The organism is Nonomuraea aridisoli (genome assembly GCF_003236395.1).
Classification (GTDB): domain Bacteria; phylum Actinomycetota; class Actinomycetes; order Streptosporangiales; family Streptosporangiaceae; genus Nonomuraea; species Nonomuraea aridisoli.
The window spans coordinates 22449-37917 of record NZ_POUD01000013.1; the positions used below are offsets into that span (position 1 = coordinate 22449).

The 15469-nt window shown below is 70.7% G+C and carries 13 protein-coding genes; 2 read left to right on the forward strand and 11 right to left on the reverse strand.

The annotated features are described in order from the left end of the window. Positions 1-20 precede the first annotated feature (20 nt). On the forward strand, positions 21-905 hold the full coding sequence (locus C1J01_RS05400) for a sulfotransferase family protein (protein WP_111176648.1): 885 nt from the start codon (positions 21-23) through the stop codon (positions 903-905). Here C1J01_RS05400 and C1J01_RS05405 read toward each other — a convergent pair. From C1J01_RS05405 to C1J01_RS05455, 11 genes are all read right to left on the reverse strand, one after another. Further along, a complete protein-coding gene (locus tag C1J01_RS05405; protein ID WP_111176650.1) occupies positions 877-2763 on the reverse strand; it encodes an ABC transporter ATP-binding protein in 1887 nt (628 codons plus the stop codon). The genes C1J01_RS05400 and C1J01_RS05405 overlap by 29 nt on opposite strands. A 158-nt stretch (positions 2764-2921) precedes the next feature. Next, positions 2922-3746, reverse strand: coding sequence for an enoyl-CoA hydratase/isomerase family protein (locus C1J01_RS05410; protein WP_111176652.1), 825 nt, complete (start codon positions 3744-3746; stop codon positions 2922-2924). A gap of 124 nt (positions 3747-3870) precedes the next feature. Beyond that, entirely contained in the window at positions 3871-4086 is a 216-nt protein-coding gene (locus tag C1J01_RS05415) for a helix-turn-helix domain-containing protein (RefSeq protein ID WP_020547488.1), read from the reverse strand. Between the two features lie 113 nt (positions 4087-4199). Next, on the reverse strand, positions 4200-5798 hold the full coding sequence (locus C1J01_RS05420; RefSeq protein WP_111176654.1) for an ABC-F family ATP-binding cassette domain-containing protein: 1599 nt from the start codon (positions 5796-5798) through the stop codon (positions 4200-4202). A 112-nt stretch (positions 5799-5910) separates the two neighbouring features. Beyond that, positions 5911-8502 carry an exo-rhamnogalacturonan lyase family protein gene (locus tag C1J01_RS05425; protein WP_111176656.1) on the reverse strand — a complete coding sequence of 864 codons (2592 nt, stop codon included), beginning with the start codon at positions 8500-8502 and terminating at the stop codon, positions 5911-5913. Between the two features lie 4 nt (positions 8503-8506). Continuing rightward, entirely contained in the window at positions 8507-9406 is a 900-nt protein-coding gene (locus C1J01_RS05430) for a carbohydrate ABC transporter permease (protein WP_111176658.1), read from the reverse strand. A gap of 11 nt (positions 9407-9417) precedes the next feature. Beyond that, entirely contained in the window at positions 9418-10386 is a 969-nt protein-coding gene (locus C1J01_RS05435) for an ABC transporter permease (protein WP_235854269.1), read from the reverse strand. A gap of 60 nt (positions 10387-10446) precedes the next feature. Then, the gene (locus tag C1J01_RS05440) at positions 10447-11970 is read right to left on the reverse strand and encodes an extracellular solute-binding protein (protein WP_235854270.1); all 1524 of its coding nucleotides are present in this window, start codon (positions 11968-11970) and stop codon (positions 10447-10449) included. Positions 11971-11999: 29 nt separating this feature from the next. Beyond that, on the reverse strand, positions 12000-12611 hold the full coding sequence (locus C1J01_RS05445; protein WP_235854271.1) for a YesL family protein: 612 nt from the start codon (positions 12609-12611) through the stop codon (positions 12000-12002). A 199-nt stretch (positions 12612-12810) separates the two neighbouring features. Continuing rightward, complete coding sequence (locus tag C1J01_RS05450; protein ID WP_111176662.1) at positions 12811-13830, reverse strand: LacI family DNA-binding transcriptional regulator; 1020 nt, start codon at positions 13828-13830, stop codon at positions 12811-12813. A gap of 125 nt (positions 13831-13955) precedes the next feature. Next, entirely contained in the window at positions 13956-14543 is a 588-nt protein-coding gene (locus C1J01_RS05455; protein ID WP_111176664.1) for a TetR/AcrR family transcriptional regulator, read from the reverse strand. A gap of 88 nt (positions 14544-14631) precedes the next feature. Between C1J01_RS05455 and C1J01_RS05460 the strand changes: the two genes are divergently transcribed. Further along, a complete protein-coding gene (locus C1J01_RS05460) occupies positions 14632-15465 on the forward strand; it encodes an NAD(P)H-binding protein (protein ID WP_111176666.1) in 834 nt (277 codons plus the stop codon). The last annotated feature ends 4 nt before the right edge of the window (positions 15466-15469 follow it).

Consider the following 15469-nt stretch of genomic DNA (forward strand, 5'->3'; position numbering starts at 1 on the left):
GTGTCACACTTACCTGACGTATGCGACTTCCGCCCCACATCCTCGTGGTCAACGGCATCAAGGTCCGCCGGCCGGTCTTCCTGCTCGGAGCTCCGCATTCCGGCACGGACCTGCTCGCGCGCGCGCTCAAGCGCTCCCCCGGCTTCCACGTGACGATGGGCCGCTCGTGCGTGGCCCACGTGGTGTACGCCTTCGCCCGCAAGCCGTCCATCGCCCAGACCTCCGGCGCCGTCCGTGTGCTGCGCGACGCGCTCGCCGAGTCGTGGCAGGTGCTGCCGGGGTCGTGCGGCGCGTGCGCGCCGGCGTGCCGGGAGGCGGGCGGCGTCACGGGCAGCGGGCCGTGCGTGTCCACCGCCGAGGTCACGCGCTTCGGCGACGGCAGCCCCGACCTGCTCTACAGCGCTCCCGTGCTGCTGCGGGCCTTCCCCGACGCCCGGTTCGTCCAGCTCATCCGCGACGGCCGCGACGTGGTCGCCGACATGCTGGCCGACCCGGCGTGCCTGGCCTGGTTCAGGCCCGCGATGCTGACCGAGCAGACCGAGTTCCCCAACGCCTTCCTCGGCCTCAACAAGGACGAGCACCTCGACCGGTGGAAGGTCATGCCGGCGGCGGGGAAGAGCGCCCTGCGCTGGCGCAGCGCCGTGCGCCTGAGCGCCGAGCTGCGCCGCGCCCTGCCCGCCGGCCAGCTCATGACCGTCCGGTACGAGGACCTCGTGCGCAAGCCCCCGCAGACGGCCTCGGCGCTCGGCGAGTTCCTGGAGACCAGGGTCGCCAAGGCCGTGCTGTACGACGCCGCGGTGCCCCAGGTGGGCGCCTGGCGCACCCGGCTCAGGGGCGAGGACCTGGCGCTGGTGGAGAAGGTGGCCAGGGAGGAGCTCAAGCGGCTGGGCTACCGGAGTCCTTGAACTGGGTGCGGTAGAGCTCGGCGTACAGGCCGCCGCGCGCCAGCAGTTCGTCGTGCCGGCCGCGCTCGGCGACGCGTCCGTCGTGGACGACGAGGATCTCGTCGGCCTCCCTGATCGTCGACAGCCGGTGGGCGATGACGAGCGACGTGCGGCCCTGCAGCGCCGTCTTCAGCGCGACCTGTACCGCCGCCTCCGACTCGGAGTCGAGGTGGGCGGTGGCCTCGTCGAGCACGACCACGCGCGGCGCCTTCAGCAGCAGCCGGGCCAGCGCCAGGCGCTGCTTCTCGCCGCCGGACAGGCGGTAGCCGCGCTCGCCGACCACGGTCTCGAGCCCGTCGGGCAGGCTCTCGACCAGCTCACCTATCTGCGCGGCCCTGAGAGCCTCCCAGATCTCCTCGTCGGTGGCCCCCGGTCTGGCATAGCGGAGGTTGGCCGCGATCGTGTCGTGGAAGAGATGAGCGTCCTGCATGACCACGCCCACGGTGTCGCGCAGCGAGCCGAGCGTGGCCTCGCGCACGTCGAGCCCGTTGATCCGCACCGCGCCCTCGTCGACGTCGTAGAGCCGCGACACCAGGGAGGTGATGGTGGTCTTGCCCGCGCCGGAGTGACCGACGAGGGCGATGAGCTGCCCCGGCGCGGCCGTGAACGACACGCCCTTGAGCACGGGCTGGGACGGGCCGGTGTCCTGCCTGGCGACCGACTCCAGCGAGGCCAGCGACACCTCGCCGGCGGCCGGGTAGCGGAAGTGCACGTCGTCGAACTCGATCGTCACCGGGCCGGCCGGCACCGGCACGGCCCCGGGCTTCTCGGCCACCATGGGCTCGAGGTCGATGATCTCGAAGACGCGGTCGAAGCTCACCAGGGCGGTCATCACGTCGACGTGCACGTTGGACAGCGACGTGAGCGGCCCGTAGAGCCGCATGAGCAGCGCGGCGAGGGCCACGAGAGTGCCGAGCTCGAAGGCGCCGGAGACCGAGAGGACGCCGCCGATGCCGTACACCAGGGCGGTGGCCAGGGCGGCGACCAGGCCGAGCGCGACCCGGAAGACCGTGCCGTACATCGCGACGGTCACGCCGACGTCGCGCACCCTGGCCGCCCGGCCGCCGTACACCGCGGCGTCGTCCTCCGGGCGGCCGTAGAGCTTGGCGACCGTCGCGCCGGCCACGTTGAACCGCTCGGTGGTGACCGAGCTCATCTCGGCGTCGAGCTGCATCTGCTCGCGGGTCAGCACGGACATGCGGCGGCCGACGTATTTCGCCGGCACGACGAAGATCGGCAGCAGCACGAGCGCGACGAGCGTCACCTGCCACGACAGCGCCAGCATCGCGCCCAGCACGAGGACCAGGCTGACCACGTTGGACACGACGGACGACAGCGTGCTGGTGAGGGCGCGCTGGGCGCCGATCACGTCGGTGTTGAGCCGGCTGACCAGCGCGCCGGTCTGGGCGCGCATGAAGAACGCGACCGGCATGCGCTGCACGTGGTCGAAGACCTCGGTGCGCAGGTCGTAGATCAGGCCCTCGCCGATGCGGGCGGAGAACCACCGCTGCACGAGCGTCAGCCCGGCGTCGACGAGCGCCAGCACGCCGATCGCGACGGCCAGCCAGACGACCACGCCGGTGTCCCGCGGCAGGATGCCCTCGTCGATGATCGCCTTCATCAGCAGCGGGTTGGCGATCACGATGAACGCCCCCGCCACGACGAGCACCAGGAACGCGGCGATCTGCCGGGAGTGCGGCCGGGCGTAGCGCGCGATGCGCCGCACGGTGCCGGGGCGCAGCCGCTGCTTCGTCACCGACTCGTCGCGCCGCAGCGACGCCATCACCTGGGGGCCGAAGCCCCCTCCCATCATCGCCATGCGGGGGATCCCCTTTCCTCCCCCGGAGTCGCGCAGCCGGGGCCTCAGCCACGACAGCGCGCGGTGAACGCCCGAAGATTCCCCCGTCCGCTCACCGCGAAACCGGCCTCCAAACCCGGCTCCCCGTAATGAGCCCTTCGAACGGGCCTTTGATCGGTTCAGCCTCCGAAGAGCGCCTTGAGGCGCGCGGCCTGCTCCCTGCCCTCGGCCGCGCACTGCTCCTCCAGGGAACGGCCCTGCGCGCCCTGGAGGAGTCGCTTGGTCGCGATCGCCGCGTCGCGGTTGGTCGCCAGCAGTTCGGCGACCTTGTCGCGTACGGCTTGTTCCAGGTCGCTCCCGGCGACCACTTTCTCGGCGAGGCCGATGCGCATGGCCTCGTCGGCGTGCACGGTCCTGGCGGTAAGGCAGATGTCGATCGCCTTGGCCAGGCCGACCAGCTCCACCAGGGGCTTGGTCCCCGTCAGGTCGGGCACCAGGCCCAGTGCGGGCTCTTTCATGCAGAACTTGACGTCGTCGGCCACGATCCGCAGATCACAGGAGAGCGCGAGCTGGAACCCCGCACCGATCGCGTGCCCCTGCACTGCGGCGATGGAAACGATCTCCGGGCGGCGCAGCCACAGGAACCCCGCCTGGGCCTTGCTCACACTCTGCGCGATGTCCGAGTCGCCGCTTGTGGCCGCCGAACTGAACGAGCCCTGTCCGGGCACCCCCTCGGGTGTGAACATCCGCAGGTCGATCCCTGCCGAGAAGGACGGTCCCTCACCTTTCACGACGACGACGCGCACCTGCTCGGGCAGGTTCTCGCCGATGCGAGCCAGTGCCGACCATGTCGCGAACGTCTGCGCGTTGCGCTTTTCCGGCCGGTCCAGCGTGATCGTCGCTATCTCACCGTCCACCTCGAAGCGGAGCCCTATCTCCGCCAGCCTTTCGGCGGAGACGTCCTCCGCGTACCCCCCACGCTGTCGCGCCTGCGCTTCCGCCATCGCCCGCTCCCTGTCGTCGGAGTGCTGACCGTCGCGCCCGAGCCTACAGAATATCGTTCTGGCCCGGGCGCGACGTCGGCTGACTGGGGACGAGCGGCTGCGGTCGCACGTTCCGAGGCGGCCGTCAGCGCTTGGACTTGCCTCGGGTCGCCCCGCCGCGCCCGCGCAGAGTCACACCGGACTCGCTCAGGATGCGGTGGATGAACCCGTAGGACCGACCGGTGGAAGCGGCCAGGGCGCGGATGCTCTCACCCGCGGCGTAGCGCTTCTTCAGATCGCCGGCCAGTTTCTCCCGGTCGGCCCCGGTGACCCGGGTGCCCTTCTTCAGTGTCTCGGCCACGAGTACCTCCTGTAGTGCCGGACTTCCGCAGCGTTACTCCGCCATGATCAGTCATTTCAGCGGGATCGGCTACCTACTCCACGGGAAAAGATCCGTACCCACTCAAATTAAGATCAGGCAAGTGCCACAAGATCGGAAAATTCGGCGCTCCATGCGTCTTCAGTTCCGTCCGGTAGCAAGATCACCCTATCCGGTGACAGGGCGTCAACGGCACCCTCGTCATGTGTGACCAGGACGATTGCTCCTGAATACGACCTCAGCGCGTTGAGAACCTGCTCGCGGCTGACGGGATCGAGGTTGTTCGTGGGCTCGTCGAGAAGCAGCACATTCGCGCTGGAGAGCACCAGCATGGCGAGCGCGAGGCGGGTCTTCTCGCCGCCGGAGAGCACCCCGGCGGGCTTGTCGACGTCGTCCCCGGAGAACAGGAACGAGCCCAGCACCTTGCGCAGCTCGGTGTCGGTGAACGTGCCGCCGGCCGAGCGCATGTTCTCCAGCAGGGTGCGGTCGGCGTCGAGGGTCTCGTGCTCCTGGGCGTAGTAGCCGACCTTCAGGCCGTGGCCGGGCCTGATCTCGCCGGTGTCGGGCTTCTCCAGGCCGCCCAGCAGGCGCAGCAGCGTGGTCTTGCCGGCGCCGTTCAGGCCGAGGATGACGACCCTGTGACCTCGGTCGATGGCCACGTCGACGTCGGTGAAGACCTCCAGCGAGCCGTACGACTTCGACAGTCCCTGCGCCATCAGCGGGGTGCGCCCGCACGGCTGGGGGTCGGGGAAGCGCAGCCGCGCCACCTTGTCGCTCTGGCGCTCCTCCTCCGTCGAGGACAGCAGGCGGTGCGCCCGGCGCATCATGTCCTGGGCCGCCTTGGCCTTGGTGGCCTTGGCCCGCATCTTGTCGGCCTGCGCCAGCAGCGCCCCGGCCTGCTTCTCGGCGTTGGCGCGCTCGCGCTTGCGGCGCTTCTCGTCGGTCTCGCGCTGGGCGAGGTAGGCCTTCCAGCCGACGTTGTAGTGGTCGATCGTGGAGCGGTTGGCGTCGAGGTGCAGGACCTTGTTGACCGTCGCTTCAAGAAGCCCGACGTCGTGGCTGATGATCACCAAGCCACCTTGATGACTTCGCAAAAAATCGCGAAGCCAGCTGATTGAGTCTGCATCGAGGTGGTTTGTCGGCTCGTCGAGAAGGAGAGTTTCCGCTCCGCTGAAAAGAATTCGTGCCAATTCCACGCGGCGCCGCTGACCGCCGGAAAGCGTTTGCAACGGCTGGCCGAGCACCCGGTCGGGCAGACCCAGGCTGGAGGCGATCGAGGCGGCCTCCGACTCGGCGGCGTACCCGCCGAGCACGTGCATCTGGTCCTCGAGGCGGCCGTACTTCCTGACGGCCCGCTCCCGCGTGCGCTCGTCGGCGGAGGACATGCCGAGCTCGGCCTCGCGCAGCTCCTTGATGATCTGGTCGAGGCCGCGCGCGGACAGGATGCGGTCGCGGGCCAGCACCTGCAGGTCGCCGGTACGCGGGTCCTGCGGCAGGTAGCCGATGCTGCCACTGGTGGTCACGGTGCCGGCCGCGGGCAGGGCCTCGCCCGCCAGCACCTTGGTCAGGGTGGTCTTGCCGGCGCCGTTGCGGCCGACGAGCCCGATCTTGTCACCGGGGTTGACCCGGAAGGAGGCTTTCTCGATGAGCAGGCGCGCGCCGGCGCGCAGCTCGATGTCACTGGCGATGATCATGATGGCGGAACCACTCCCGAGCTAGGAAACGAGGGTTGGGCGTGCGACGCCGGTCAATCGGGAGTAGGCATACCGATCAGTGTAGGTGCCGACGGTCGGGCTCGACCTCTGGTTAACGTCGCGGCAGGTGCCCGCCGATCAGGGCCAGGTTGTGAACGGCGGCCAGGGCGTACTGCGCGGCGCCGTTGGTGCCGACGAACGGCGCCTCGTGCACGGGGTGCGGCACGTGCGGCCCGTCGACCAGGGTCAGGCGCCACTCGGGCTCGCGCTGCAACGGGTTGTTGTTGAGCTGGTCGCCCTCGTCGAGGAAGAACTTGCGCCACGCCCACGCGGCCAGCTCGGCGGCCTGCTCGGCGTCGCCGGTGCGCGCCGCAGCGTACGCGGTGAGCCTGCTGTGCGCCTGGACCAGCGAGATCCCGCTCAGCCGCCGCCCCAGCTCGGCCTCCTGCCGCTCCGGCGGGGCGAGGTAGAGGCGGCAGTAGTCGAGCCAGGCCCGTTCGAAGCCGGGCACGCCCAGGTCGAGCGCGATCAGTTCGGCGCAGATCTCCGGCAGCCCGAACAGCGCCGACAGGTGCGAGACGGAGACGGCGTCGCGCCCGGTGTCGAAGCGCCCGGTGGCCAGGTCGAGCCGGGCCTCGCCGGTCAGGAACCCGTGCGGCAGCGCGCCGATGTCGGCCATCGTGCCGAGCAGCCGGTCTCTGGCCCGTTCGTCGCCGTGCCGCTCCCAGCGGGTGAGCCAGGCCGCCGCGAGCGCGCCCCAGTCGGTGCCGAGGCCGACCGACAGGGCCGACGGGTCGGGGGTGTAGGCGTCCTCGCGCACCTTGCGCAGCGGGTCGACGGCCAGGAACGTCTCCTCGGGCGCGCTCAGCTCGTCCAGGAGGTCGCCGGTGCGCTCGTCGGCGGTCAGGTAGTAGTGGAAGCGCCGGTAGGCGGCGTTGGAGATGCGCACCTGCTTGCAGCTGCAGCCCCAGTGCTGCACGTTGTGCCGGCTGCCGAGGCCCTTCCAGCGGCCGAGGTGGTGGACGTCGACCTCGCCGGTGTGGCGGGTCATGGCCTCGGCGAAGCGGAAGACGTCGGCCCGGCCGGTGCGCAGGTACTGCAGCCACAACCACAGGTCGGGCGAGAGCTCGGAGTTGTCCCAGGCGTAGCCGCCGACGTCGTAGCGCCAGGTGTGCCGGTCGGGGTCGTAGGTGTGCATGACGTCGCCGTAGTCCCAGAAGCCGTACCAGCGGCGTTGTTCGCGTTCGCGGACGTACAGGTCGAACAGGAAGTCGAGGCGGTCCTCGATCTCGGCGTGGGCGGGGGTGGAGCGGTCGGGCAGTCCCCAGACGCCGAACACGCCCGCCGCGCGCACCCGCTCGGGCGCGCAGGTCAGCAGGCCGGGCTCGTTCAGGGCGGCGGCGTGCGCGGCCAGCTCGGCCGCGCCGGGCGTGCCGTCGTGGGCGCGCAGGCCCAGCTCGTGCGTCCGCGCGACGCCGCGGGCGTCGCCGAAGCCGGGCTCGTAGTCCTCGTACGTGATCTCCAGGCCCTCCAGCTGCTCGGCGAAGGTGTCCTGGCCCAGGCCGTCGTGGTAGAAGCGCACGTCCATGGCGGGGGCCGACGGCGACCAGAGCCAGACGGTGACCGTGGCCAGGCCGGTGGCTGCGTTCCTGACGTCGAGGCGGGTGGGGTGCAGGCGCCAGAAGTCGCGCAGCCCGAAGGCCAGGCCGCCGCTCGGCCCGCCGGCGTAGCCGTAGCCGGCCGAGCGGGTGCCGGACGGGGCGGTCACCCAGGCGTGGCCCTCGCCGGTGCGTTTGCGCAGCGTGTAGCCGTCGGCGCCGCCCTGGTCGAGGGTGTGGTCGTTCCAGGCGGGGATCAGGTGCAGCCGGCTCGCGACGTCCGGGTGCAGCTCGCCGGCGGCCCTGCCCTCGACCTGGGCGCGGCGGGCGCTCCGGCCGGGGTCGCGGCGCAGGCCGGTCAGCCCGCGCACGGCCTCGGTGTGGAAGCCGTGGCCGCCGGCCAGCCTGATGTGCCGGTCGTGGAGCTCGTCGCGCATGACGACGTCGGCGCGCAGGCCGAGCCCGGCCAGGAAGTCGCGCTCCGGGTCGCCGTCCCAGACGAAGGTGTGCATGATCCGCACGTGCTCGGCGCCGGCGTGGAAGTACAGGCGCACCGTGAACGGCAGCCAGTCGCCGTGGCGGCCCTCCAGGCGGACGACGGCGCGCACGGGGCCGTCCTGCTCGACCGTGACCCGCTCCACCAGGCCGGTCGCCTGCTCGCGGGCGACGGTTCCGCCCTCGTCGGGGGTGGGCTCGCGCTGGCGCAGGCTCACCAGGCGGACGTCCCTGGCGATCTCGCGCCCGCCGCGCGCGATGGAGCGGGCCAGCGTGCTCCGGCCGCCGATCGTCCAGGTGACGACGCCGGTGTCCACCCGCAGCACGCCGTCCTCGCGGGTGACGGTGACGGGCGTGCCCGGCACGGCCGGCTCGCGCCCGGGTTCCAGCCGGTACCACTCCGCGGCGGGCCCGGCCCCCACGGCGTGCGCCGACCACTTGACCGAGCCGTCGGGCCAGGTGGCGGTCACCCAGCTCTGCACCGGCACGTCCCGGCCCGCGGCGTCGCTCAGCGCGAACGGCGTGCCCGGCCGCACCTGGCCGCGCGTCCACGGCACCCCCCAGGTCACCCCCTGCTCTCCCGGCCGGTCCAGCCAGCGCAGCACGGTCATGCGGTCACTCCTTCACGCTTCCGATCAGCACGCCCTTGGCGAAGTGCTTCTGCAGGAACGGGTAGAAGCACAGGATCGGCAGGGTCGCGATCACCACGACGGCGAACTTGAGCCCCTGGGCGGGGAAGAAGGCCGCCGAGTCCAGCGCGCCGATGGCGTTGGCCGCGTCGGGGCTGGTGAGCTGGCGCACGAGCACCTGCAGGGTCCACTTCTGGTTGTCGTTGATGTACAGCAGCGGCGACATGTAGTCGTTCCAGATCCCCACCGCGTAGAACAGCGAGAACGTCGCGATGATCGGCTTCGACAGCGGCAGGACGATCTTGAGGAAGACGCCCATCTCGTTGCAGCCGTCGATCCGCGCCGCCTCCTCCAGCGCCTGCGGCAGCTCCTGGAAGAACGACTTCACGATGATCAGGTAGAACGGGTTGATCGCCAGCGGCAGGATCAGCGCCCAGTAGCTGTCCAGCAGCCCGAGGTCGCGCACCACCAGGTACGTCGGCACGATGCCGCCGCCGAACACGAGCGTGAAGATCACCAGGTTGAGCACCAGCGTCCGGCCCGGCAGGTACCGCTTGGCCAACGGATAGGCCATGGTGAACGTCAGCGTCACCTGCAACACCGTGCCGACGGCCGTCACCACGACCGTGGTGATCATCGCCCGCAGCAGCGTGTCGTTGGCGAAGATGAACGCGTACGTGCTGGTGACGAAGTTCTCCGGCCACAGGAAGAACGGCCGCGCGCGGATCTCGCCCTCCGTGGCGAACGACCCCGCCAGCACATAGAGCAGCGGCAGGACGGTGATCAGCGCCAGGCCGCCGAGGACGATGACGTTCAGGGTGTCGAACACCCGGCTGCCCGGGGAGCTGTAGTGCTTGACCGCGGAAGGCTTGGCAGTGGTTCTCACGGCGCGCTCCCCTAGAACAGTCCGCGCTGGCCGAGGCGCTTGGCCAGCCAGTTGGAGCCGAAGATCAGGATGACGCCGGCCACGCCCTTGAACAGGCCGACGGCGGTGGCGTAGCTGTAGCCGCCCTGCTGGACGCCGACGTAGTAGACGAAGGTGTCGAACACGTCCGCGACCGAGCGGTTCAGCGAGTTGGTGAGCAGCCAGATCTGCTCGAAGCTCTGGTCGAGCAGGTTGCCCGAGGTCAGGATGGCCATGACCACGATCGTGGGCCTGATGGCGGGCAGCGTGACGTGCCAGAACTGCCGCCAGCGGCCGGCGCCGTCCATGCGGGCCGCCTCGTACAGGTTGCGGTCCACGCCGGCCAGGGCCGCCAGGTAGATGATCGTGCCCCAGCCGGACGTCTTCCACAGCAGCTGCAGGATCACCAGCGGCCGGAACCACTCCGGCCGGGCCATGTAGTCGACCCTGGGCCCGCCCGTCAGGCCGTGGATCCAGCCCGCGACGACCCCGAAGTCCACCGCGAACAGCAGGTACGTCAGCGAGAAGACGATCGTCCACGACAGGAAGTGCGGGATGTAGATGAGCGACTGCACGAAGCGCTTGAGGACCGCGACGCGCAGCTCGTTCAGCAGCAGCGCCACGACGATCGGGGCGGGGAAGACGAAGACCGCCGTCAGCAGCGCGAGGAACAGCGTGTTGAACAGCAGCCGGCCGAAGTCCGGGCCGGTGAACAGGTCCTCGAAGTGCTTGAAGCCGACCCAGGGGCTGCCGGAGTAGCCGAGGAACGGCACGAAGTCCTGGAAGGCGATGGTCAGGCCGTACATCGGCAGGTACTTGAACAGCGCGAAGTAGACCAGACCGGGGACGAGCATCAGGTACAGCCAGCGGTAGCGCAGCAACGCCGCGCGGATCGGCACCCTGCCCGGCCGGTCGCCGGGGGAAGCCGGCTTCGTGGCCGGCGGCGCCAGATCGGTGGCCACTGTCGGCCTCCTTTCGCGGAAAGGGGCCCGGCTCGCTCCGGGCCCCTCGGTCGGGCCGGCTCAGCCGCCTATCTTCGCGATCCCGGCCTGCAGCTCGGCCAGGATCTGGGTGCCGCCGGAGTCGTACCAGCGCTTGATCTCGGCCCTGAACTGCTCCTCGGTGAGCTCACCCGCCAGGTACTTGACGCGGGCGTCGGTCGGGATCGGGTTGAGCGTGGCGCCCCGCTCCACCGCGGTCTGCGAGATGACCGGCAGCGAGGGGTCGTGCACGGCGGTCTGCAGGTCGAGGTTCATCAGCTCGTCGCGCTGCTCGAGCCACTCCTTCTCCGCCTCGCTGGGCCGCATCCACTCGTAGGCGTCACCGGCCACGCCGACGCTGGAGGTCATGCCGAGCTGGATGAACGCGAAGTCCACGTCGTTGTTGATCACCTTGACCGCCGGGTCCTGATCGTTGATCTTGACGGCGTAGCCGTCCTCGACCCGGAAGTTGCGGCCCTCGATCCCGTTGTTCAGCAGGATCGCGCCCTCCTTGGCGGCCAGCCTGTCCAGCGTGCGCAACACGTCGTCGAGCTGCTCCTCGGTGCGCACGCGCTGTTTGGAGATCGCCACGATGCCGTTGAACCCGGTGAACGGGTAGGAGAACTTCCGCCCGTCCGGCAGCGACAGGTTGCCGGCCATCGCGACCTTCTCGTGGTACGTCTCGCGGTCGAGCTCCTTGAACTCGTCGAACAGCTCCCCCGCCCGGACGTTGACGTCGATGATGATGCCGCCCTTGCCCTGCACGAACGGGTCGTTCCACCGGCCGGTGTCCAGCGTCGCCCAGTCGGGGTTGACCAGGCCCTCGTCGATGAAGCGCTTGATGTACTTCTGCGCCTCCCAGAACTCCGGCACGTCGAACTCGGGCACGAGCTTCCCGTCGCGCATCCCCACGTTGTTCGGCGTGCCGAACCAGACGTCGATCACGTTGTACGGGCTGGAGGCGGCGAAGTTCGTGCCCGGCCACTTCGGCAGGATCAGGCCGTAGGTGTCCTTCTCGCCGTTGCCGTCCGGATCGCGCTCGGTGAACGCCTTGGCGATCTCGTACAGGTCCTCGGTGGTCTTGGGCGGCTCCAGGCCGAGCTTGTCCAGCCAGTCCTTGCGCAGCACGACGGCCGAGCGCAGCAGCGGGCGCACCCGGTAGACGCCGTAGTTGCGGCCGTCGGTCTTGGAGTTGATCCAGGCCTGCTCGGACTTGGGCTTCAGGTTCGGGTACTTGTCGAGCTTGTCGGTCAGGTCCCAGAACGCCCCGGCCTTGGCCGCCTGGACGAACGACGGGCCCTTGTTGTCCTGGATGACCATGACGTCGGGGATCGAGTCGGAGGCCAGCACGACGTTGACCTTCTCGTTGTACTCCGCGTTCGGCGTCCAGCTGATGCTGAGCTTCTTGCCGGTCAGCTTCTCGACGGCCTGGTGGATCTCGCCCTGCGGGTCGGGGGCGGTGCCGAACAGCGGGACCATCATGGTCAGGGTGTCGCCGTCCGCCTCCGTCCCGCCGCCGACGTCCGAGCAGGCGGACAGGGCGAGGGCGGTCGTTAGCGTTAACACACCGGCGAGGATCCGGCGGCGAGATGCGCTCATGGGTTCCCTTTCGCTTGCAGCCGCGCCTCGTTCTCCTCGAAGAAGCGCAGGCAGAGCCACGTGTTCAGACAGATCCACGCGCCGACGCTGACGATCGGGGCGAGGACGGGCACCGTCGCGGTCACGAAGGCGATGGCCGACAGGGCGAACAGCAACAGCGCGGTGGAGGCCGGCCTGGTCAGGGCCACGAGCGACGCCTTCGGGAAGTAGCTCCACAGCGGCAGCTCGTAGTGCGCGTACAGCGGCCCGAGGTAGACGCCGGCCGCCGCCAGGACGGTCAGCGCGGCGTACGTCGCGGCCCGCAGCGGGCCGGCGTCGAGGGCGGAGAGGTTGCCCGCCAGCACGATCGCGGGCAGGGCCCCGGGCAGGACCAGCAACGAGGCGCGGACGAACTCCCTCCGGTAGACGGTCCAGTAGTCGCGCCAGTGAATCGATTCACCGCGCGCGTGCCGCCGGGCCAGCACGTACGCGGCCACCGTGGCCGGGCCGAACCCCAGCACCACCCCGCCGAGCAGGGTGAAGACGAGCCACATCAGGTTGAGCCTGGCCGCCCAGAAGAGCTCGGAGCAGACCGCGTGCACCTTCATCGACATGGCTGGATGGCTCATCCCGCAGCACCTTCTGACGGCGTGTGCGCGGACACGCGGTGGGGGCGTCACCCCGGGGTTCCCCGCTCGTTACGAACGGATGAACCGCGGCCGGTGTTGCGAAAGTAGTGTTGAATCGACTCAAAGTCAATGACGCTAAATCCGTATATTTCCGTACTCGACTGCGGTCGGGGCGGTGCTTTTGGAGCGGGCGGCGCGGTCAGCGGGTGCGGTGCGGCGCGCTGGACTCGCGGACCACCAGGTCGGGCTGGAAGATGACCTGCCGGTGGCGGTGCCGCCCGGGGTCGGCCACCTCGTCGAGCAGCAGGTCGACGGCGGTACGCCCGAGGAGCTCGCGGGGCTGGCGGACCGACGACAGCGGCACGGCCGCCGCCGCCGCGAAGTCGATGTCGTCGTAGCCGACGATGGCGAGGTCCTCCGGGACGCGCAGCCCGTGAGCGGCCATGGCCTGCAGGAACCCCAGCGCCATCATGTCGTTGGCGCAGAAGGCGGCGGTGGGGCGCTCGCCGGCGGGCAGGGCGGCCACCCGCTCCCCGATGGACCGCCCCCCTGCCACGGTGAGGGCGGGCGCGGCGTAGGTGAGCAGCTCGGCCGCCCCGCCGCCGGCCGCGACGGCCTCGGCCACGCCCGCGTGCCGCTCGGCCACCTGCCGGACGGACGGCGGCCCGCCGGCGAACACGATGCGCCGATGCCCGCGGCCGAGGAGGTGGTCGCCGGCCAGCCGCCCGCCCAGCCGGTCGTCGACCGCCACCGAGCAGCGCGGCCCGGTCGCCGGGCAGTCGACCAGCACCACGGGCGTGCCCCGCTCGGCCATCTCGGCCGGCCACGGGTCGTCCCGCTGGACGGGGGTGATGAGGACGCCCAGCACCCGGTGTTGCTCGAGCTGGTCGAGGTGGCGGCGCTCGCGCTCCGGGTCGCCGGCGCTGTTGCAGAGCACCACCATGGTGTCGTGCTCGTCGGCCACCGACTCGGCGCCCTGGGCGACGTCCACGAAGAACGGGTTGGAGACGTCGAGCACGACGAGCCCGATCGTGCGGCTGCGGCCGACGCGCAGGTGGCGGGCCACCTCGTTGCGGACGAAGCCGAGCTCCCTGATGGCGTCGAAGACGCGTTCGCGGGTGGCGGGCGAGACGATCTCGGGGCGGTTGAGCACGTTGCTGACCGTGCCCACGGAGACGCGCGCCAGCTGCGCGACCTCCTTGATGCTCCTGGTCGCCATCGATCCTCACGGGGCCGTGCTGCCGGAAGAAGTGCGGGAACGCGCTGCTAGGGGGCAGGCCTTCCGATGCGGCCCACCGGGAACGCGGCTCATCATAGCCGCATTCAAGATTGTTTTGAATCGTCTCAACGGGTCGGCTCCGGTGACGGGACGGCGGTGTCCGCCTTCATGCCGTCGAGCATCAGCCGCAGGTACCGTCCGAGGTCGGCGGCCACGGGCGCCGGCAGCCCGTCCGGATGGCAGGTGAAGACGGCCAGGAGGTGGATGAGCTCCTCGACGCCGACGTCGGGTCGCATCGCGCCCTCCGCCTGGGCGCGGCGGACGAGCCCGCCGAGCCGTTCCACCCACTCCTCGCGCGCCTCGGCGAACTCGGCGCGGCCCGTGGTCGCCTCCTCCGGGAGCACGGCGAGCGCGGAGGCCAGCGCGACGCGGCCGGGCGCGGCGGCCCAGGCCACGAACCGCCCGATCGCGTCCCAGGCGTCGGCGCTCTCCTGGGAGATGACGTCGACCATCCCGGCCATCGTGCGCACGTAGTGGTCGCCGATGGCGGTGATCAGCGCGTCACGGTCGGGGAAACGGCGGTAGAGCGTGCCGACGCCGACCCCGGCACGCCTGGCGATCAGCTCCATGGGGACGGTGACGCCGCGTTCGGCGACGATCTCGGCCGCCGCTTCGACGATCTTGTCCCGGTTGCGCCTGGCGTCCGCGCGCACGTACGACTCCTAAGTGGACGGTTTGCTTCCGGTTAGTGTAGCGTCCGCGGCAACCGGAAGATTTTCGTCCACTTATGGAGGTGCAGGCGTGATCGTGGTGACCGGCGCGACCGGCGTCATCGGCCGCACGCTCGTCGGGCTGCTGCGCGGGGGCCGGCGGCCGCCGCCGGAGGTGCTCGCCGTCGTCCGGCGTCCCGCCGGCGACCTGGGGTGCCCGTACACCCTGGCCGACTTCGAACGGCCCGAATCGATCGGCGCGCTGCTGTCGCCGGGAGACCGGCTGTTCCTCAACAGCGCACTGTGGCCCGGCTTCGCCGACGCCCACCGCGCCGTCATCGACCTGGCCGCCCGCGCGGGCGTCGCCCAGATCGTCGCCGTGTCCGTACGCGGCGCCGCGCCCGGCGGGAGACTCGGCACGGGCATGCACGGCGTGGTCGACGCCCACCTCAGGAGGTCGGGGGTGCCGTGGACGATCCTCCAGCCGAGCGGCTTCCTGCAGAACCTGCCGCACGACTTCCGCGACGGCGTCATGCACGGCTCGTACGGCCCCGGCCCGGTCTCCTACGTCGACGCCCGGGACATCGCCGAGGTGGCCGCGTCGCTGCTCACCCGCCAGGTGGGCCCGGACGCCGAACACGTCCTCACCGGCCCGCAGGCGCTCTCCCACGACCGCATCGCCGAAGAACTCACCAGGGAGCTGGGCCGCCCCTTCCGCTACGTGGACCTGCCCGTCCCCGAGATGACCGCCCACCTGGAACGCCAGGGCACGCCCCATCCCCTGGCCGCCGACCTGGCCGCCCTCATGGCGGAGACCGGCGACGGCCGCTGGTCCACGACCACGACGGCGGTCCAGGAGGTGACCGGCCGCCCGCCCCGCTCCCTGAGCGCCTTCCTGCGCGAGCACCGGGAGTCGTTCGCCTGACGGC

What these genes read in the sequence shown, in the direction of transcription:
- C1J01_RS05400 (WP_111176648.1), top strand. Translation starts at nt 21, where the DNA reads ATGCGACTTCCGCCCCACATCCTCGTGGTCAACGGCATCAAGGTCCGC.
- C1J01_RS05405 (WP_111176650.1), bottom strand. Translation starts at nt 2,763, where the DNA reads ATGGCGATGATGGGAGGGGGCTTCGGCCCCCAGGTGATGGCGTCGCTG.
- C1J01_RS05425 (WP_111176656.1), bottom strand. Translation starts at nt 8,502, where the DNA reads ATGACCGTGCTGCGCTGGCTGGACCGGCCGGGAGAGCAGGGGGTGACC.
- C1J01_RS05410 (WP_111176652.1), bottom strand. Translation starts at nt 3,746, where the DNA reads ATGGCGGAAGCGCAGGCGCGACAGCGTGGGGGGTACGCGGAGGACGTC.
- C1J01_RS05445 (WP_235854271.1), bottom strand. Translation starts at nt 12,611, where the DNA reads ATGAGCCATCCAGCCATGTCGATGAAGGTGCACGCGGTCTGCTCCGAG.
- C1J01_RS05450 (WP_111176662.1), bottom strand. Translation starts at nt 13,830, where the DNA reads ATGGCGACCAGGAGCATCAAGGAGGTCGCGCAGCTGGCGCGCGTCTCC.
- C1J01_RS05420 (WP_111176654.1), bottom strand. Translation starts at nt 5,798, where the DNA reads ATGATCATCGCCAGTGACATCGAGCTGCGCGCCGGCGCGCGCCTGCTC.